We start from the raw sequence: 18,781 nt of genomic DNA on the forward strand, positions 1-18,781 counted from the left end.
ATGAAATCTATTAAGAAAATAAGTATGTCAGCTTTAGCTTTAAGCTTATTAGCAACAAATGTGCCAAGTGTCGTTCATGCAGAAGGAAATACAGATGTTCCAATGCATGTTGATATTCAAAAATGGGTGCGTAAAGAGACTGGTGTTTATGGACCAGCTACATCGTTTACATTTAATGTCGCTCCGGGTACGGCTGCAGATGCAGATGAGAGAAATAATGCCGTTAAAGCAGGTATTGAAGGTGGGGTTGTTTTTGAAAACGACACAATTGATTTAACACCAGAAGTAGAAAGCTCATTGAATAATAATGTAATTTATTCAAAACAAAAAGCTAAATTAAAAATTGTTAATGATAAATTTACATCACCGGGTGTATATCGCTATGTCATTACTGAAACAGTAGGTGATTATGCGGGTATGCATTACCGTACAGATTCAAAATATTTTGACGTTTATGTACAAAACGGCGCAAATGGTATGGAAGTGTATTCTTATACATTTGTGAATAAAGAAAATAATAAAGTTAAAGATTCAACTGGCGGTGGTTTTGTGAATGACTACGGTGTTGAACCTGGACCAGTTCCAGTGACACCAGACCCAACTAATCCAAATGACCAACCAAAAAATGAAGAACCAACACGAAACACAAATACAGACCCTAATAAAGCGTTAAGTAAATTGAAAATTAAAAAAGAAGTTCGTGGTAACCAAGGGGATAAACAAAAAGACTTTACCTTTAAACTTAAAGTTGATGGAGATGCCGGCGAAAAGTATAATGTAAAATTCAACAATACATCTCGTGCTGCTGCTAAAATCGAAAGCAAAGGCGACGAAGTTACCATTACATTAAAAGACGGTGAATGGGCAGAAATTAGTGGTTTATCAAAAGATGACAAAGTTACGGTAACAGAAAATTCTTATGCTACTGAAGGTTACTCAACAAAACATAAAGATGGTGAAAATGCTGAAGCAGTAGAAGGTGCTACAGTAGAAAATAAAAAAATTACTTCTGATGATACAGTAACATTCATTAACGAAAAAGAAATTACAACACCAACAGGTTTATTACTTGAATACGGACCATATTTATTATTAGTAACAGCAGCTGCTGGTATGCTTGTATTGAGCTTACGTAGACGTTCAGAAGAAGAATAATTAGGAATACTTCATGGAAAAAGCGGCTATATTCGCACGAGCGGGAAATAGAGTGATTCAAAAGTGTTTCTTGATATTATCACTACTCATGTTTCTTTTTGGTAGTTATTGCCTTTGGGATAATATGAGAATTAGCCAAGGCGCCTTTGTATCGAAAGAGTTACTGGCGTACAAACCACATCAGAATAATAGTTCGCTATCCTTATCGGATTTACAAAAAATAAATTCTGATGTGGTGGGTTGGTTGACCATTGATGATACACATATTGACTACCCTTTGGTTATTGGAAAAACCACATTAGAGTATGTCAACAAAGATATTTATGGCAATTTCTCTTTGTCGGGTGCTATCTTTTTAGATTCTCAAAATAGCCGAGATTTTCTGGATCCTTATACGGTTATTTACGGGCATCATATGAGCAATAGAGCGATGTTTGGTGATTTAGAAAATTTTTTAGAAAAAGACTTTTTTGAACAACATCAAACGGGAACGTTGTCAGCATTTGAAAAAGAATTTAATGTGAGTATATTTGCTGCAATGAAAACGATAGCTTCTGATGAAATTGTTTATAATGTAACGCATCGAGACGCTATGAGAGTTTTGGAGCATGTAAAAAATAACGCCGTGCACTATCGAGAAATTGGTGTTCAGCCAACGGATCAGTTGATTTGTTTATCAACGTGTTCGGATACTACAACAAATGGACGTATTTTGTTATTTGGGCGAATCAGCTTGAAATAATTAGTCAGAAAGGAGTTTTGAATATCATATGAAAAAAATGATGACGTATTTCGTAACGTTTATCATGTTGTTGACGTTCACAAATCAATCGTATGCATTTGCAGAGTCGATTCGTTATGAAACAACTATTCCTGTGACTATTGAAATGGATGATCAGACCAATAATAAAGGTGACAATACCGTTTTTAAAGCTGTTTTGACAGCCGAGGACGGTACAGAAAAAGAACTTGACGTTAAATCAAATACGACAGCCTATTTTAAAGGATTGACGTACACTAAGGTTGGAGATTACACGTATACGCTTAAACAAAAAGTTAAAGATGATTCACTTCTTGAATATGATTTGAGTGAGTATACAGTTCTAGTGCGTGTGTTGAATGATGGTCAAAATGGGTTGACTGGTAAACTGATTGCCATGAAATCGGGTGAATCTGCAAAAAGTGATATTGTGTTTCATAATCACATGAAGCCGATTATCCCTAACGTGCAGACCCCACCAACAACAAATGGACTTTCGGGTTTTCTACCGTTTACGGGTGAACAACAGATGTCTATTGTCCTTGCCTTAGGTATTTTAGCGTTTGATTTTTTCCTAATTGTTTTGAAGAAAAAATCTAGGGATAGTAAAGAAGAATAATAAGTGGTGAGAGATTAACTCAAAAATTACCACAACATTAAAAGTGGTGTCCTAACCGTTTCAGGTGTTAGGGCACTGCTTTTTTGGTTTTCTGTTAAATGGGTTCTATACTATTTGGTGTTGGTGGCTTTTTTGATAATGGTATCTAAAATCGTTTGCTGTCATAAACGAATCGATGAATGATGATGACTAATATATAGGCACTTTTTTGCGTGATTTGCTTGTCGGTATGCTATAATGAATTGAGTATAGTCAATCGAGGATAAGTATGAATCAACTGAAAAAAGCGATACAATTAAATGATTTTTCTTTAGTGTATGTGGTGTATGGTACTGACCATTATTTATACCAAAACATTAAAGAGCAGTTTTTAACACAATGTTTACCCAAAGAAGATTTAGAAATGAATGTGTCTGTCTTTAATTTTACAGAACAGACGATGAGTCACGTCATTGAAGAAGCAAACAGTTTTCCATTTTTTGGTGATAAAAAAGTAGTTTTTGTTGAAGAAGCTACTTTTTTAACGGGGGACAAAACAAAATGGACTGATGCAGATGTTGAATTGTTGAGTGACTATGTAGAACAAGCGAATCCAACAACCATTTTTGTATTAGCTATTCATCGTGAAGCGTTAGACAAACGTAAAAAAATTGTGAAAAAATTACAAAAATACGCTACATTTATTGATGTCAATCCACTCACACAAGATGGCTTAATGTCGTATGTGACAAGCTATGTTAAAGATAACCAGTTTACAATTGAGCGTGACGCATTAATGGAACTCGTGGCACGCACCAATGCGAATCTTGGCGTAATGGTGCAATCCGTTGACAAATTAATGGTGCAAATTACACCACGTACCGCAATAGAAAAAGAAGATGTTGTAACGGGTGTTCATCAATCGCTAGAAAATAATATTTTTACGTTGAGTGAAGATTTGCTGTCGAATCGGGTGAAAAAAGCGGTGCAAGTGTATCGCGATTTAATTTTGCAAAAAGAAGAGCCCATTAAATTGTTGGCGATTTTAATGAGTCAGTATCGTTTGATGTATCAGTGCCGATTGTTACAAGAGCAAGGGTATCAAGATGGAGATATGGCTAAATATTTAGCGCAACATCCGTATCGTGTGCAAATTGCTTCTAGGCAAGCACGAGCGTATCAAAAAGAGCATATTGCAAAGATTTTAGAGCAGTTAACGATGTGTGATTATCAATTAAAAACAAGTGCAATGGATAAAGATGTTTTGATGGAATTGACATTGATCAAAATTGCGGAAAATAGGTAGAAGATGAGTTACAAGCAACGTATTATTGAACAGGAATTATTTTCAAGTTTTCAATTAAGTAGTATTGGAATTGAAAAAGAAGGGCAACGTTTAACGAAAAAAGGTGAATTAAGCAACCGAATGCATCCGCAACGTTTTGCCGATCGGTCGTATCATCCGTACATTCAAACGGATTATGCGGAAAGCCAATTGGAGTTAATTACACCGGTGACAAAATCGGTTGAAGAAGCAACAATGTGGTTACATGCTTTGCATGAAGTGACGTTAAAAGAAATGGCGGAAGATGAAATCATTTGGCCAATGAGCATGTTAGCGAAATTACCCGATGATCACGACATCATTGAAGCACAAATGGATCCAACGGATATTGCTTATCGCCAATATTTAACGAAAAAATATGGCAAACAAAAGCAAATGGTATCGGGAATCCATTTTAATTATGGATTTGATGAGACGTTTTTAGACAGTTTATTGGGTGATGATGCCTCTATAGCAGACAGAAACGCATTTTACATGCACATCGCGCGTCAATTTCTGCGTTATCAATGGATTTTAGTTTATTTATTTGGAACGTCTATCGACACACCAGCTGGTTATTACACAACAACGCAACCACCACAAAAGTTGGTGCGCAGTTTACGTGCCAGTCATCATGGGTATGTCAATGATGCAACAATTCGTGTGCCGTTTACATCGATTGAAGCGTACGCCAATGCGATTACACAATATGTGCAAAACGGTGATTTAATTGCGGAAAAAGAGTTTTATTCAAGTGTGCGCTTTAGAGGACAAAAAAAGGTGGCTGACTTTGTTGAAAAAGGCATTTCATATATAGAATTCCGTCTGTTTGATATTAATCCTTTTAGCCCTGTTGGTATTAGCGTTGAAGATGCACGTTTTATTCAACTCTTCATTCAGTTGATGGTGTATTTAGATGAAGCAGATACGCCAACGAATGATTACACGCAACAAACAGCGCTACAACACCCATTAGACGCACCGGTTGATATGAACGAAGCCCAGTGGGTGATGGAACAAATGTTAGAAATGATAGACGTGTGTCATTTTCCAGCTAGTGATCGTGATGTGGTGTTGACGCGTCTGGAATGGTTAAGTCATCCAGAGCAAACGTTAGGCGGTCAGTTAGTGATGGCGACAAAAGATCAAAATATGTTGGAATTTGGATTGTCAAAAGCAGTTGAATATAAAGCAAACTTTTTGCAACGTCCATACGGTATTCAAGCGTTTGATAAAATGGAATTATCGACTCAAGCGTTGTTGGAAGATGCAATCGTCAATGGGTTACACATTGAAATTTTAGACGCCAATGATCAATTTTTAACGTTACGCTATGGGGAGCATAAAGAATATGTTAAAAACGGCAATATGACGAGTCATGATAATTACATTTCGCCGTTAATGATGGAAAATAAAGTGGTGACGAAAAAGGTGTTGTCTCAAGCGAAATTCCGTGTGCCGAATAGCCAAGAAGTGCAATCGATTGAACAAGCCATAGACATTTATCCATTGATAAAAGATAATGCCATTGTGATTAAACCAAAGTCAACGAATTACGGATTGGGTATTACTATTTTTCAAGAAGCGACGTATACAAAAGAAGACTTTTTAAAAGCGGTTGAAATTGCCTTGACGGAAGATAAAGACGTCATGATTGAAGAGTTTATTAAAGGTACGGAATATCGCTTCTTTGTGATTGGTGATGAAACAAAAGCGGTTTTACTACGTGTTGGTGCACATGTCATTGGAGATGGCATACATACCATTGAACAGTTGGTATCTATTAAAAACGACAATGCATTACGTGGGGATGGTTCTAAAACACCGCTTAAAAAAATTGTGATTGGTGATATTGAAACGTTGCAACTAAAAGAGCAAGGGTATACTAAAGAAACAATTGTTCCAGAAGGTGTTCGTGTCGTATTGCGTGCCAATTCAAACATTAGCACAGGTGGCGATTCTGTTGATATGACGGATAAAATGCACGATAGCTACAAAATGATTGCGCAAGGTGTTGCTAAAGCGATGTTTGCTAAAGTGTGTGGTGTTGATTTAATGATTGACGATTACACAAAAGATGCGTCACATTCAAAAACGAGTTATGGTGTCATTGAAGCGAATTTTAATCCAATGATGATGATGCATATTTATCCGGCTGTTGGATTAAGTCGTCGCCTAACAATAGATATTTTAAAAATGCTCTTTCCAGAATTGAGCATTCGATAAGGAGATAGTATGTTTTATTTAGACAATGCCGCAACAACACCGCTACTACCTGAAGTCATCGAAGCGATGACGCACACGTTAAAAGAGGTGTATGGCAATCCATCTAGTATCAATCAAATGGGTAGAGCCGCAAAGCAACAAGTTGAAAAGGCTAGACAAGTGATTAGTCAATCGCTAGGCGCAAAAAATAATGAACTGATTTTTACAAGTGGTGCAACAGAAAGTAATAATGCTGCTTTGCGCTTCTTAATGAAACATTCTGGTAAAAAACAGTTAGTCATTTCTGCTATTGAACACCCGAGTGTTTATGCGTACGCACAATCGTTAGAAAAGCAAGGGTTTGTAGTTAGCGTAATTGGTGTGGATGAGCGTGGTATTATTGATTTAGAAGCGTTAAAAAACACGTTAACGTCCGAAACGGGTGTTGTTAGTGTGATGATGGTCAATAATGAAACGGGTGCAATTCAACCGATTGAAGCAGTTGTTCGTTTAGCAAAAGCAGTTGGTGCATTTGTGCATACGGATGCCGTTCAAGCGTATGGGCAATTACCGATTGATGTGAAAACGTTAGGTGTGGATGCGTTAAGTGTATCCGCGCATAAAATTCATGGACCAAAAGGGATTGGTGCGTTGTATATTTGTGACAAGCTACCGTTTGAGTCGTTGTTAATTGGTGGTTCACAAGAAAGTCAAAAACGTGCTGGAACGGAAAATGTGCATAATATTGTTGGATTTGCAAAGGCGGTTGAATTACTTGATGACCATCAAGTTGCGCATACGACAATGTTGCAAAACTATCTATTAGAAGAACTGCCCAAAAATAATGTGCGTTTTGAAGTGAACGGCAGTGTGTTACCTACAGAAAAAGTATCAAAAATCATTAATTTATATTTGCCTGATGTGCAATCAAGTAAATTGCTGATTCAATTAGATTTAGTCGGCATTATTGTGTCTGCGGGATCTGCTTGTTCGGCGGGGAGTTTGCAACCGAGCAGTGTATTGTTGGAGCAATTTCCACAACAACCCCAGCGTGCCAGTGAATCGATTCGTGTTTCCTTTTCGCGTTTTACAACGCAAGAAGATGTTAGGGCATTAGTTGAAAAATTAAAACAATTTGGCGTATAATGATAACGATAATGGTGAAATAAGGAGATTATATGGATAAATCAATAGATACAGCGACGCATGAGACGAAAAAGCGTAATCAACGACACAATCGTGAAGATCAAGTCGCTAAAAAAATTGTATGGCTAATTGTGACGGCGGTCATGTTTGTAGTGTTGGTTGTTGGTTTCGTGGTTTACAGCAACGTCAGTTATAATTTCCAGCCGTATAATGTGAAAGATACGCAAAAAGTAGAAGTAGAAGTTGAAAATGGATATACATTACGCGATTTAGCGGATGTACTGGAAGAAAAGAAATTAATTCGTAGTGCGTCTATGTTCAATTTTTATTTGAAAACAAAGGATATTGGTGATTTACAAGCGGGGCATTACGCCATTTCACCATCAATGACGTTTGATGAAATCATTACCGTCATTAAAACAGGTCGGGTGGATAAATCGTTGGTTTTAGCAACCGTATTGGTTAAAGAAGGTGTGACATTAGAAGATATTGCACAAGTTGTTGCACAAAATACGCCGATTGATGCCCAAACGTTTATGGCAACTGCGCAAGATGAAGCATTTATTGCGGAATTGGTTTCAAAATACCCTGATTTATTGACAAGTATGACAACTAGCCAAGGCGTGAAATATAAACTGGAAGGTTATTTATTCCCTGCAACATACGATTACGTAAAAGCGGATGACGCCAAATCAATGATTACAAAAATGGTGGATAAAACGAATACCGTGATGAATCGTTATTATGCTACTATTCAGTCACAAAATAAAACCGTACATCAAGTGTTGACAATGGCATCGTTAGCTGAAAAAGAAGGTGTCACTGATGAAGATCGTCGAAAAATTGTAAGTGTCTTTAACAATCGTCTAGTAGCGAATATGCCGTTACAATCAGATATTACGGTATTGTATGCGTTAGGTGTTCATAAAGAATTGGTTACTTATGCCGATTTAGAAGTTGATTCGCCGTACAACTTATACAAACATACAGGTTATGGTCCGGGACCATTTAACTCACCAAGTGAATCGGCAATTACGGCAACGTTAAATCCTGAACAAACAGACTACTTGTATTTTGTGGCAGATTTAAAAACAGGAAACGTATACTACTCACGAACAATTGAAGAACATAACGCTTTAGTGGAACAGTACGTGAATCACTAATTGAGTGAAATGGTATGAATCGCATATTATTGAAGGCAATCAGATAAAATTCTGCTTGCCTTCATGTGTGATTAGGCAAGTTTTAAAATAACATTAGAGTGATCATAAAAAGTTGATAAAACAATGTGAAAACAGTTGCCTAGTATAGATGTAAGATATAAAATACTAAAGGGTACAAATGGAGAAACGCTGAAAAAGGCTATATAAGCGATTGATGATTTAGTCATCTAGTGTGTATCCAAATGGAATGCAGTAAAATTGCACAAAAGATTATATGAAATAATGAAAGAGGAAAGTTATGAGTAAAAAACCTATTGTAATTGGTGTGACGGGAGGATCGGGTAGTGGGAAAACGTCCATTAGTCGAAAAATTGTAGAGGCTTTCCCCGGGTTGTCAGTTGTCTTGATTGAACAAGATGCGTATTATAAAGACCAAAGTCATATTTCATTTGAAGAACGTTTAAAAACTAACTATGACCATCCATTTGCGTTTGATGGCGATCTATTAATTGCAGATATTAAAAAATTAATGAATAAAGAAACGATTAATAAACCGGTGTACGACTATGTGAATCATACACGTTCCAGTAAAGTTGTCGTTGTTGAGCCAAAAGACGTTATCATTTTGGAAGGGTTATTTGTTTTAGAAGATGAGCGATTACGTGAATTGATGGACATTAAAATTTATGTTGATACCGATGACGATTTACGCATTATTCGTCGTATTGTACGTGATATGAGAGATCGCGGTCGTTCGCTTGAATCGGTCATTAAGCAATATTTAGAAGTTGTTAAACCAATGCACCATCAATTTATTGAACCAACAAAACGTTTGGCGGATGTGATCATTCCCGAAGGGGCATCAAATGAAGTGGGTATTGATTTAATTTGTACAAAAATTGCAACAATTTTGCAGGCGTAGGGGTATGTTATGATTTGTATGATTTGGGCACAAGATAAAAACGGGTTAATTGGAAAAGGCGGTATGCTACCTTGGCATTTGCCGAATGATTTACGTTTTTTTAAAGAAACGACACTTAACCAAACAATTGTGATGGGGCGTACAACATTTGAAGGGATGAATAAACGGGTATTGCCAAATCGTCAAACAATTGTATTAACGCGTAATCACGATTATGTAGCAGATAACGTAGATGTGGTACACGACATTCAGGACATTTTAACATTAGCAAAAACGAAAGACGTGTACATTGTCGGTGGGGCGCAGTTGTATGAACAATTTGCACCTTATGCAGACGTATTGATACAAACCGTTATTGATGAAACGTTTGAAGGCGATACGTATTTTCCGAATATTTCGTTTGATGCGTTTGTGTTAGAGAGTGAACAACAAGGTGTGGTCGACGAGAAAAATCGTTATCCGCACACATTTAAAAAATATAGTCGACAAAAAGGCTAGCAATAGCCTTTTTGAGTAGGTAAAAAGATGAAACCATTAAAAATTGTAGATATTGTAAAAGCTGTTTATGCCATAGATTATACGTCTGCCAATCGTTTTGATACGATTGACAACGTTCAATTTGATTCACGTTTGTGTAATGAAACGAGTTTGTTCGTGCCGTTAGTGGGAACAACGGATGGGCACGATTATGTCGATAAAGCGTTAGAAAATGGCGCAAAAGCGGTGTTGTGGCATAAAGAGCAATCGTTGGCACCTGAAAATTGTAATGTTATTTTTGTAGACGATACATTAGAAGCGTTTCAAAAATTAGCGTATTTTTATAAAAATTTATTAAATGTGCGCGTAGTTGGTGTAACGGGTAGTAATGGAAAAACCACAACAAAAGACATGATTGCAGCAATTTTGTCTAAGAAGTATACGGTTTATAAAACGCAAGGCAATTATAATAACGATATTGGCGTGCCAAAAACGTTATTGGATATGCCAGAAAATACACAAGTGGCTGTTGTTGAAATGGGAATGGATGGTTTTAATCAAATTAATCGCCTATCCCATATTGCACAGCCTGAAATTAGTGTGATTACACTGATTGGTGATAGTCACTTAGAATTTTTAAAAACACGTGAAGGTATTGCCAAAGCTAAACTTGAAATTTTAGAAGGTATGCCTAATGAAAGTGTACTCATTGTTCCACAAAATGAGCCACTATTAAATCAAACGTTTGATGGGATAACGGTACAAACTTTTGGCGTGTCAAATGAATCAACGTTACAACTGTTAGACATTCAAACAAGTGAACAAGAAACGACATTTAAAGTGCAACAGTTTTCCGATAGTCAATTTACATTGCCGATTATTGGAGCGTACAATGCATTGAACGCTGGTGCAGCATTATTGGTGGGTCAATATTTTGGTGTTGCTGTAAACAACATGCAAGAAGCGTTAGCGACATTTGTATTGACAGCCAATCGTACGCAATGGATTAAAGGAATGAATGGCAATGACGTTTTAAATGATGCGTATAATGCTTCACCAACGTCCATGAAAGCGATTTTAAAAGATTTCCAAGCGATTGATACAACCATGAAAAAATATGCGATTTTAGGTGATATGCGTGAACTCGGTGAAAATACGAGTGCGTTACATGAAAGTGTGGCACAGGCGATAAATTTAGATGTGTTGGAGCATGTTTATTTATACGGTAAAGAAATGGAAAATTTATATACCGCTTTAAATAATCGTGATAAAGTGTCGTATTATCCGCTTAACGCTAAAGATGAGTTGATTAAAGACTGTCAAAAGCATATACGTGACGCTAAAGTGTTGGTGAAATCTAGTTTTGGAACTAATTTATTAGAAGTGGTAGAGGCGTTAAAAGGCTAAACACGAACATTTTTGCGTTTACGTTTGTTGAATTTCGCAAATTCATGTATACTGAATATAACTTAGGAAAGGGGTTGTTGAGATGACTAAAATTAAACGCACACATCGTTTGATTGATATGACGCATTATTTATTGTCAAATCCAATGAAATTGATTCCGCTGACATATTTTTCAACAAAATATGATTCAGCTAAATCATCGATTAGTGAAGATTTAGATATTTTAAAAGATACGTTTCAAAAGCAAGGAACAGGTATTATTGAAACGGTTCCGGGTGCAGCTGGTGGCGTACGCTATTTGCCATTTATGGAAAAAACAGAGGTTAAAAAAGTATTAACGTATTTAAAAACCGAAATGGAACACCCTGATCGTGTGTTGCCGGGAGATTATGTCTATTTATCTGATTTACTCGGTAGTCCAAGTGTGCTTTCACGTGTTGGACGTCTAATTGCCACGCAATTCATTCATAAACAAGTGGATGTTGTCATGACGGTAGCGACAAAAGGTGTGCCATTAGCACAAGCTGTTGCTAGAGAATTAGGTGTGCCATTTGTAATTGTACGTCGTGATTCTAAAGTAACTGAAGGGGCAACGGTCAGTGTCAATTACGCGTCAGCTTCTTCTCGTCGTGTTGAAAAAATGGAATTATCCAAACGGAGTTTACCTGAAAATTCTCGCGTATTAATTATTGACGACTTCTTAAAAGGCGGGGGTACGGTCAACGGGATGTGTAGTTTAGTCGAAGAGTTTAAATCAAAAACGATTGGGATTGCTGTTTTTGTCGAAACAAAATTTGTGGGTAAAACAGACGTGCCGTCTTATGTCTCATTGTTGAAAATTGATGAATTGGATTACCGAGAAAAACGCATTCAAGTGAGTCTAGGCAATTACATTGAAAAACGAAAATAATGGAGAATGAGATGATCACGTATTTAACGTCTGTACAAAATCCGCGCGTGAAATCGTGGAAAAAATTGCATACTGCAAAAGGGCGTAAAAAAGAACAACGTTATTTAATTGAAACATGGCATTTAGTCGAAGAAGCGCATCGTGCCAATCAATTGATTGAATGCATGCTCACACAAGAGGCATACGACACGTATGGTAGTCAGTTAACTGTGCCAATCAGCATTATTTCTAATGATGTGATGAACGAATTGACACAAACACAGACACCGACAGGTGTTTTTGGTGTGGTGAAAACGTCTATTCAACAATCTGTCGACAAAAAAGGAAAGTATATTTTATTAGATGGTGTACAAGATCCGGGCAATGTTGGAACGATTATACGAACGGCAGATGCAGCGGGATTTGATGGCGTCATCATTGGTGAGGGTACAGTTGACGTATTTAATGATAAAACGGTACGCGCCATGCAAGGTAGTCAATTTCATATTGCCCTTTATAAAGGGGAGTTAGTCACTGTTATTGAACAGTTGCAACAACAAAATACACGTGTTTTAGCGACTGCACTTGATGCAACGTCACAAGATTTATTAACCGTTGAAAAAAGTGATAATGTTGCCATAGTTGTTGGAAATGAAGGTAGCGGTGTATCGACAAACGTCCTTGAAAAATGTAATCAAACCGTTTACATACGTATGCTCGGTCAAGCGGAATCATTGAATGTTGCGGTTGCTGCAGGTATTGCCATGTATCATTTTATAGGAGAGAAAGTATGAGATTTGATGTTGTATCCTTCACAGCGATTGCTTATATCATTAGTTTAGTGATGGAATGTTTTCGACTGTATTCAAAAGAAAAGCAAAAAAGTCGCTTAACGGCTAAAGTATCGGGGCTCATTTTATTTGCGTATGCAACGATTTTGTATATGACGAATCAAGATTTAGCCAATCATGCGATTTTAGTCATTGTGTCGCTAACCTTATTGCAACTGTCCGTGTTTGATGATTACAAAGTAAATAAAACGCGAAAGCCACTTGTTATGGGTATGGTTCATGCGATTTTTGCTTGGTACTTTTTAAGATAGGAGTGAGTGATGTTGAAAGAACACATTTTTTATTATTCTTCACATTGTCCTGACTGTCCGCCATTTAAAGATGAGTTAGACAGACAAGGTTTAAATTATGAAGCGGTTGATATTACAGCAAGTATGAAAAATTTAAAACGCTTTTTAGCGTTGCGTGATAATCGTCCTGAATTTGACGAGAGAAAACAGTGGGGATTTGTTGGTGTTCCTGTTTTACATACCAAAGATGATCAGTTTATTTTTGAATTAAATGATTTAAATGGAACATCTTGTAAATTAACCAATTTTGAAAAATAAATACAAGCAATATCGTTGGATTAGGTCCTAGTATATGATATGCTAACACTATTAAAACACTATTCGGAGGAAATATTATGACATTTGAATTACCAAAATTAGAGTACGCTTATTCTGCGTTAGAGCCACATATCGATGCTTTAACAATGGAAATTCACCATTCAAAACATCATCAAGCTTATGTGACAAACTTAAATGCGGCTTTAGAAAGTGCGCCTGAATTTTTTGAAAAATCAATTGATGAATTGGTTGCTCATTTAAATGAAGTACCAGAAAATATTCGTATGGCTGTACGTAACAACGGTGGTGGACATGCAAACCACTCATTCTTCTGGACATCATTATCTGCTAATGGTGGCGAATTACACGGCGAATTGAAAGATGCTATCGTTGCTAAATTTGGTAGTGTAGAAGCGTTTAAAGAAGCGTTTGAAACAGCAGCAAAAACACGTTTTGGTTCAGGCTGGGCTTGGTTAGTTGTTTCAAATGGCGAGTTAGAAGTCGTATCAACACCAAATCAAGATTCTCCATTAACAGATGGAAAAACACCAATTTTAGGTTTAGACGTTTGGGAACATGCTTATTACTTAAACTATCAAAACCGTCGTCCTGACTATGTTTCAGCATTCTGGAACGTTGTTGACTGGGCAAAAGCAAATGAACGTTTTGTTGCAGCAAAATAATAGGTTATGATTAAGATAGACACGTATTATAATGATTAACTAACGAACTAAAAAAACAGACCGCAAGTGTTAATTTGCGGTCTGTTTTGATTTTTTAAATTTATAAACGAGTTTGAACGATGAATCGACAATAATAATCGCAATGGCAATCGCAATGGACGTTTCAAGTGTAGCCACTAAGTTTTGGTAACCGTGATGCGGGTTATTACTAATGTAAAAATATACGGTACGGTATACGCCAACCCCTGGTACGATTGGTAAAAATGAGGGGATAAAAAACATTGTAACCGGTGATTTATAGCGTCGTGCAAAAATATTGCTTAAAACGGCTACGGCTAAACTAGATACAAATGATGCAATCGAGTTGTTGCTATACTCAAGGACAATACTGTATACCACCCAACAAATCGCACCGCCAAGACCGCTAGGTAATAAGAAATGGCGTGGGGCGTCTAGCGTAATGGCGCCGGCATATGTTGCAACAAACGATGTGATGATGGCAACCCAAATGTTTGTGATCATAAAATATAGGCACCTCCTCCAGAAAGAATAACGCCAATTGTAATGCCGCCTGCAATAGATAAGCCAACGATTAATGCTTCAAGCGTTCTTGCGACACCGGAAGTGTAGTCGCCTTTAAAAGTATCACGAATGGCGTTAGTAATGAGTGTTCCGGGTACCATTGGCATCACTGAACCATAAATAATGGCGTTGAGCGTAATGGAATCGGGGAGTAATCGAACACCAATTGTGGAAATGATACCAATTATGGCGCAACAACATAAATTTCGTAAAAATAAAGCGTCTTTTTGATGTCTAAATAAATGCCAAATCACTAAACTAAATAATGTGTTAATGGCGGTAATACCAGCTTCAAACAAGTTACCGTTTAACATTAAAGTAAAACCAATGGCTAAAATCAAATTAGAAATATTTTGTTCACGTGGTGTATATTGCGTGCTAGAAAGTGTGCGTAGTTGATTGTACGCATCATCAAAACTAATATTACCCGCAACGAGTTGTCTTGAAATGTTGTTCACGTGATGAATATTGTTTAAATTGACTGAGCGGTATCGGATGCGTTGAATGAGTGTGATGGCTTCAATGGATGGATCGTCTAATGTAATCATCAATCCTGTAGTTAATACAAACGCTTCGGTTGTTTCAAATTGTGTAATTTTTAAAATGTATTCCATTGTTTCTTCTACACGATACGTTTCAGCGTTGCTTTCAAGCATAATTTTTCCAGCAAGTAATGCAATATCAGCAATTTTTCGATGTGGCATAGTATTCCTTTCGCAGTCAAAATCGATGGAAAAGACATCGATTTTTATACTGTATAAACTGAAAATGATCAAATTTAGTATAGCATAAAAACAATATAGCGACTAGGTATTCTATTTTGAAAAGTAACGTTGTGGATAAGTCAAAATATGACAATTAAAGGAGGGAAAAGGATTTTTATAGCATGAATAGAGAAAGAAATAAATTGCTATTATTGTAATGAATAGTTGTAGAAAGTAAAAAAAAGACCACCTAAAAGGTAGTCTTTAAATGATTTAATGATGTGATTATTCGTTTGCTAAAGTATTGATGACATCGTATGCTTCTTTAGATAATTGTTCACTGTTTTCGCCAGTTGCATAGATATGGCTAATTAAAATTGCTTGTTTTCCCATTTTAACAGTGTATAGATCCACTTTTTGAACTTGTCCCTCGATTGTCACTTCGGCAACACCTTTAATTGCTTTTTTACCTGCAATTGTTGTTTCGCTAGTGACTAAACTATCACGATTACCACCTGAAGCTTCTAAAAATGCAGCAAATGCAGCTTTTGCAAAGAAACTCAATGTGTCGTCTGTAACAGAATCTGATTCGTCGCCTTTAAGTGTAATGAAGTTAGCTGTTGAAACGTTGACTAATGCAATATCTACATCTTCTGAATCAGCGGCACTTGTCATATCAATCCATTTAGATGGTGCCGTTAAGCTAAGTGCACCATTTGCTGATACGAATTTTTTTGTTTTGCTTGCTGATGCGTTTGCAGCTGTTGTTGACATTTCTGTTTTTGCAGTAGTTGTTGTCATAGCAGTAGTTGTCGTAGTTGTTTCTTGTTTTGTTGAAGCGGTATTCGCACAACCAACTAAAGCAACAACTGATGAGAATAAAATCAATTTTTTCATGTTTTGGCTCCTTTGATTGAGTCACTAATGTATCGGTTATTTACATCATTGTGTTATAAATAATCGTTTTGAAATATTAGTGTTGATTGTAAATATAATGACATTATAATTGATTGAAAATAATTTTGCAATTAGTGTATTTCCTCATAATTTTCCTCACTGATACTAGTAACACCTGATAGACAGTGACACTTACTCCGACATAATGGAAGCCACCATGGCATCAATTTCTTTTCGAATCGATTCAAACAAGTCTTCTTCAACGCTGACTTTTATAAGTACGGTACGTTCGTTTAAGTTGACAGCGTATAGAACGACGATAATCTCATGTCCGTTTTCTTCTTTTTCAACAATGGTTTTTACAGTAGGGTAGGGCATGTGATTTAAAGGGATAACGGCATGCCGTTTACTTTCAAAAGTATTTTCATTTTCAGAAAATAAAGCTTTGACATCAGACACGATTTCTAATGCGTTGACGACAAAAGAAGCACGTGAACGATACCCGACTAATTCAAATTCCCATTTTTTTTCTTCGTTAATTTCTAACCAAAGTCTGCGGGCTCTAATCGAGAAGGCACCGTCGTGAAAGACGTATTTATCTAAATTTTCATTGATCGTTGATTGAGTTGTTGTTGATGTTGTTTCAGTAGTTGTACTAGTAGTTGTAGCTGTTGTCGACGTTGTTGTTGATGGTGGTGTTTGTGGTTGTTGTTGTGGTGTTGCGGTACAGCCAAACAAACATAAAAATGTACATAAAAAACGCTTTTTCATTGTCATCACTCATTTCGGTCTGTATTATATCGTTATTTTAACAGAAAATAACTTGATTTAAAATAACTCCAACAAAATAGACGGTATAATTTTTTAGGGTTGCTTTCTTGTGCTATCAATCTTATTTGACAGAGAGTCCATTTGTTAAAACACTATCTTTATGAGCCATCACTCCTATTTGATAGAGAGTCCAAAAAACGCCTATTGCATAAGCAATAAGCGTTATCTCATTAAGCTTGTGTCACGTTAACTAGGAAGTAATTCTTTTTACCACGTCGTACAATGATAAAGCGATTTTCAATTGTTTCTGTTGCGGTGATTTTAAAATCAACACTAGTCATTTTTTCGCCGTTAATGCTAATCGCACCATTGGATACATCTTCACGTGCTTGTCTACGGCTTGGTGAAATACCAATATTGACTAACCATTCCACAATGTTATCGTTAGGAGTAGTTGTGCTAAATGTTGGCATATTTTTAAAGCCTTGTGCAATATCGCTTGCACTTAACGATTTAATGTCGCCTGTAAATAGAGCAGCTGTAATGCGTTTGGCATCATTTAACGCATCTTGACCGTGTACAAATGCACACACTTCCTCAGCAAGACGAATTTGAGCAGCACGTTTATGCGGTTCGTTAGCAACACTTTCTTCTAATTGTGCAATTTCGTCTTGTGATAAAAATGTAAAGTATTTTAAATATTTAATCACATCACGATCATCTTGATTTAACCAAAATTGGTAAAATTCGTACGGTGTTGTTTTTTCCGGGTCTAACCAAACGGCACCACCAGCCGTTTTACCGAATTTTGTACCATCGGCTTTTAACATTAACGGAATCGTTAAACCGAACGCTTTTGCTTGGTGACCGGCTTTTTTACGAATTAACTCTAAACCAGCCGTAATATTTCCCCATTGATCAGCGCCACCAATTTGTAATTGCACACCTTCATTTTCAAATAAGTGTAAAAAGTCCATTGACTGTAAAATTTGATATGAAAATTCAGTGAATGAAATACCTGTTTCTAAACGACTGGATACAATATCTTTTGCTAACATCGTATTGATATTAAAATGTTTTCCAAAGTCACGTAAAAAATCTAAAAGGGATAATTGATGTGTCCAGTCGTAGTTGTTTACCATTTTTACCGCTTGCTTATCGGCATCACTTGTTAAAAATAGTTTTTGCATTTGAGCCGTTAGTTTTTGTACGTTGTGTTGTACAGCTTCCATAGATTGTAATTGGCGTTCGCTTGTACGTCCGCTTGGGTCACCAATACTACCTGTTGCACCACCAATTAAAATAACGGGGGTGTGGCCAGCCATTTGGAAACGGCGTAAAATCATGAAGGGAATTAAATGACCGATATGCATCGAGTCACCTGTTGGGTCAACCCCGCAGTATACGCTAATTTTTTGTTGAGAAACTAATTCGTGTAATCCTTTTTCATCGGTTTGTTGGTTAATGGCACCACGCCATTGTAAATCTTCAATAATATTCATATTCATTTCCTTTCTACTGTTTATGCCATAAAAAAAGCCCTAGCAAAATGCTAGGGACGATAGATTACCGCGGTACCACCCAAGTTATTTGTCAATGACAAATCTCTTTTTCACGTAACGTGTGAAACGCCCAATGGGTTGCTCCGTTGTGTAATTCAATAAACGGGTGTGTTAGTTTTCAGCAACCACTAACTTTC

At 36.7% G+C, this 18,781-nt stretch carries 20 protein-coding genes and 1 other annotated feature (1 of these 21 only partly in view); of the genes, 15 read left to right on the forward strand and 5 right to left on the reverse strand.

Going from position 1 to position 18,781, the window contains the following annotated elements:
• Nucleotides 1-24: 24 nt before the first annotated feature.
• From J7S27_01960 to J7S27_02030, 15 genes are all read left to right on the forward strand, one after another.
• The gene (locus J7S27_01960; protein ID QTU83304.1) at nucleotides 25-1,155 is read left to right on the forward strand and encodes a hypothetical protein; all 1,131 of its coding nucleotides are present in this window, start codon (nucleotides 25-27) and stop codon (nucleotides 1,153-1,155) included.
• A gap of 13 nt (nucleotides 1,156-1,168) precedes the next feature.
• Nucleotides 1,169-1,897 carry a class B sortase gene (gene srtB, locus J7S27_01965; GenBank protein ID QTU83305.1) on the forward strand — a complete coding sequence of 243 codons (729 nt, stop codon included), beginning with the start codon at nucleotides 1,169-1,171 and terminating at the stop codon, nucleotides 1,895-1,897.
• A gap of 28 nt (nucleotides 1,898-1,925) precedes the next feature.
• Entirely contained in the window at nucleotides 1,926-2,534 is a 609-nt protein-coding gene (locus tag J7S27_01970) for a hypothetical protein (protein QTU83306.1), read from the forward strand.
• A 268-nt stretch (nucleotides 2,535-2,802) separates the two neighbouring features.
• Nucleotides 2,803-3,819, forward strand: a complete 1,017-nt coding sequence (gene holA, locus J7S27_01975; GenBank protein ID QTU83307.1) for a DNA polymerase III subunit delta — start codon at nucleotides 2,803-2,805, stop codon at nucleotides 3,817-3,819.
• 3 nt (nucleotides 3,820-3,822) lie between these two features.
• On the forward strand, nucleotides 3,823-6,063 hold the full coding sequence (gshAB, locus tag J7S27_01980; protein ID QTU83308.1) for a bifunctional glutamate--cysteine ligase GshA/glutathione synthetase GshB: 2,241 nt from the start codon (nucleotides 3,823-3,825) through the stop codon (nucleotides 6,061-6,063).
• 9 nt (nucleotides 6,064-6,072) lie between these two features.
• Nucleotides 6,073-7,188 carry a cysteine desulfurase gene (locus J7S27_01985; GenBank protein QTU83309.1) on the forward strand — a complete coding sequence of 372 codons (1,116 nt, stop codon included), beginning with the start codon at nucleotides 6,073-6,075 and terminating at the stop codon, nucleotides 7,186-7,188.
• 32 nt (nucleotides 7,189-7,220) lie between these two features.
• The gene (mltG, locus tag J7S27_01990) at nucleotides 7,221-8,351 is read left to right on the forward strand and encodes an endolytic transglycosylase MltG (GenBank protein QTU83310.1); all 1,131 of its coding nucleotides are present in this window, start codon (nucleotides 7,221-7,223) and stop codon (nucleotides 8,349-8,351) included.
• A gap of 298 nt (nucleotides 8,352-8,649) precedes the next feature.
• Complete coding sequence (udk, locus tag J7S27_01995; GenBank protein ID QTU83311.1) at nucleotides 8,650-9,273, forward strand: uridine kinase; 624 nt, start codon at nucleotides 8,650-8,652, stop codon at nucleotides 9,271-9,273.
• A 9-nt stretch (nucleotides 9,274-9,282) separates the two neighbouring features.
• Nucleotides 9,283-9,771 carry a dihydrofolate reductase gene (locus tag J7S27_02000; protein QTU83312.1) on the forward strand — a complete coding sequence of 163 codons (489 nt, stop codon included), beginning with the start codon at nucleotides 9,283-9,285 and terminating at the stop codon, nucleotides 9,769-9,771.
• A 27-nt stretch (nucleotides 9,772-9,798) separates the two neighbouring features.
• The gene (locus J7S27_02005; GenBank protein ID QTU83313.1) at nucleotides 9,799-11,157 is read left to right on the forward strand and encodes a UDP-N-acetylmuramoyl-tripeptide--D-alanyl-D-alanine ligase; all 1,359 of its coding nucleotides are present in this window, start codon (nucleotides 9,799-9,801) and stop codon (nucleotides 11,155-11,157) included.
• An 82-nt stretch (nucleotides 11,158-11,239) separates the two neighbouring features.
• Entirely contained in the window at nucleotides 11,240-12,067 is an 828-nt protein-coding gene (purR, locus tag J7S27_02010) for a pur operon repressor (protein QTU83314.1), read from the forward strand.
• 11 nt (nucleotides 12,068-12,078) lie between these two features.
• Nucleotides 12,079-12,840 carry an RNA methyltransferase gene (locus J7S27_02015; protein ID QTU83315.1) on the forward strand — a complete coding sequence of 254 codons (762 nt, stop codon included), beginning with the start codon at nucleotides 12,079-12,081 and terminating at the stop codon, nucleotides 12,838-12,840.
• Nucleotides 12,837-13,148 (forward strand): hypothetical protein, encoded by a 312-nt coding sequence (locus tag J7S27_02020; GenBank protein ID QTU83316.1) that lies wholly within the window; start codon nucleotides 12,837-12,839, stop codon nucleotides 13,146-13,148. The genes J7S27_02015 and J7S27_02020 overlap by 4 nt, the downstream gene beginning before the upstream one ends.
• Nucleotides 13,149-13,157: 9 nt before the next feature.
• Complete coding sequence (locus J7S27_02025; GenBank protein QTU83317.1) at nucleotides 13,158-13,445, forward strand: glutaredoxin; 288 nt, start codon at nucleotides 13,158-13,160, stop codon at nucleotides 13,443-13,445.
• 77 nt (nucleotides 13,446-13,522) lie between these two features.
• Nucleotides 13,523-14,128 carry a superoxide dismutase gene (locus tag J7S27_02030; GenBank protein ID QTU83318.1) on the forward strand — a complete coding sequence of 202 codons (606 nt, stop codon included), beginning with the start codon at nucleotides 13,523-13,525 and terminating at the stop codon, nucleotides 14,126-14,128.
• A gap of 69 nt (nucleotides 14,129-14,197) precedes the next feature.
• On the opposite strand, the gene J7S27_02035 is transcribed toward J7S27_02030, so the two are convergent.
• The 5 genes from J7S27_02035 to J7S27_02055 all read right to left on the reverse strand — a co-directional run bounded on the left by J7S27_02035 (nucleotide 14,198) and on the right by J7S27_02055 (nucleotide 18,584).
• On the reverse strand, nucleotides 14,198-14,650 hold the full coding sequence (locus J7S27_02035) for a threonine/serine exporter family protein (protein ID QTU83319.1): 453 nt from the start codon (nucleotides 14,648-14,650) through the stop codon (nucleotides 14,198-14,200).
• On the reverse strand, nucleotides 14,647-15,414 hold the full coding sequence (locus J7S27_02040; GenBank protein QTU83320.1) for a threonine/serine exporter family protein: 768 nt from the start codon (nucleotides 15,412-15,414) through the stop codon (nucleotides 14,647-14,649). Before J7S27_02040 ends, J7S27_02035 begins: the two co-directional genes overlap by 4 nt.
• A 285-nt stretch (nucleotides 15,415-15,699) precedes the next feature.
• Nucleotides 15,700-16,311, reverse strand: a complete 612-nt coding sequence (locus J7S27_02045) for a hypothetical protein (protein ID QTU83321.1) — start codon at nucleotides 16,309-16,311, stop codon at nucleotides 15,700-15,702.
• A gap of 192 nt (nucleotides 16,312-16,503) precedes the next feature.
• Nucleotides 16,504-17,082, reverse strand: a complete 579-nt coding sequence (locus J7S27_02050; protein ID QTU83322.1) for a hypothetical protein — start codon at nucleotides 17,080-17,082, stop codon at nucleotides 16,504-16,506.
• A gap of 230 nt (nucleotides 17,083-17,312) precedes the next feature.
• Entirely contained in the window at nucleotides 17,313-18,584 is a 1,272-nt protein-coding gene (locus tag J7S27_02055) for a tyrosine--tRNA ligase (protein QTU83323.1), read from the reverse strand.
• Between the two features lie 49 nt (nucleotides 18,585-18,633).
• Nucleotides 18,634-18,781: a binding site (T-box leader), on the reverse strand (it continues 44 nt past the right edge of the window).

Source organism: Carnobacteriaceae bacterium zg-C25 (assembly GCA_017945845.1).
Taxonomy (GTDB): Bacteria; Bacillota; Bacilli; order Lactobacillales; family Aerococcaceae; genus WM01.

Bases quoted from the DNA above. Each gene is read 5' to 3' on its own strand.
- J7S27_02000 (QTU83312.1), top strand. From the start codon at position 9,283: ATGATTTGTATGATTTGGGCACAAGATAAAAACGGGTTAATTGGAAAA.
- mltG (QTU83310.1), top strand. From the start codon at position 7,221: ATGGATAAATCAATAGATACAGCGACGCATGAGACGAAAAAGCGTAAT.
- J7S27_02015 (QTU83315.1), top strand. From the start codon at position 12,079: ATGATCACGTATTTAACGTCTGTACAAAATCCGCGCGTGAAATCGTGG.
- holA (QTU83307.1), top strand. From the start codon at position 2,803: ATGAATCAACTGAAAAAAGCGATACAATTAAATGATTTTTCTTTAGTG.
- udk (QTU83311.1), top strand. From the start codon at position 8,650: ATGAGTAAAAAACCTATTGTAATTGGTGTGACGGGAGGATCGGGTAGT.
- J7S27_02020 (QTU83316.1), top strand. From the start codon at position 12,837: ATGAGATTTGATGTTGTATCCTTCACAGCGATTGCTTATATCATTAGT.
- J7S27_02050 (QTU83322.1), bottom strand. From the start codon at position 17,082: ATGAAAAAGCGTTTTTTATGTACATTTTTATGTTTGTTTGGCTGTACC.
- J7S27_02025 (QTU83317.1), top strand. From the start codon at position 13,158: ATGTTGAAAGAACACATTTTTTATTATTCTTCACATTGTCCTGACTGT.
- gshAB (QTU83308.1), top strand. From the start codon at position 3,823: ATGAGTTACAAGCAACGTATTATTGAACAGGAATTATTTTCAAGTTTT.
- J7S27_02005 (QTU83313.1), top strand. From the start codon at position 9,799: ATGAAACCATTAAAAATTGTAGATATTGTAAAAGCTGTTTATGCCATA.
- J7S27_02030 (QTU83318.1), top strand. From the start codon at position 13,523: ATGACATTTGAATTACCAAAATTAGAGTACGCTTATTCTGCGTTAGAG.
- purR (QTU83314.1), top strand. From the start codon at position 11,240: ATGACTAAAATTAAACGCACACATCGTTTGATTGATATGACGCATTAT.
- J7S27_01970 (QTU83306.1), top strand. From the start codon at position 1,926: ATGAAAAAAATGATGACGTATTTCGTAACGTTTATCATGTTGTTGACG.
- J7S27_01985 (QTU83309.1), top strand. From the start codon at position 6,073: ATGTTTTATTTAGACAATGCCGCAACAACACCGCTACTACCTGAAGTC.
- J7S27_02040 (QTU83320.1), bottom strand. From the start codon at position 15,414: ATGCCACATCGAAAAATTGCTGATATTGCATTACTTGCTGGAAAAATT.
- J7S27_02035 (QTU83319.1), bottom strand. From the start codon at position 14,650: ATGATCACAAACATTTGGGTTGCCATCATCACATCGTTTGTTGCAACA.
- J7S27_02055 (QTU83323.1), bottom strand. From the start codon at position 18,584: ATGAATATTATTGAAGATTTACAATGGCGTGGTGCCATTAACCAACAA.
- srtB (QTU83305.1), top strand. From the start codon at position 1,169: ATGGAAAAAGCGGCTATATTCGCACGAGCGGGAAATAGAGTGATTCAA.
- J7S27_01960 (QTU83304.1), top strand. From the start codon at position 25: ATGTCAGCTTTAGCTTTAAGCTTATTAGCAACAAATGTGCCAAGTGTC.
- J7S27_02045 (QTU83321.1), bottom strand. From the start codon at position 16,311: ATGAAAAAATTGATTTTATTCTCATCAGTTGTTGCTTTAGTTGGTTGT.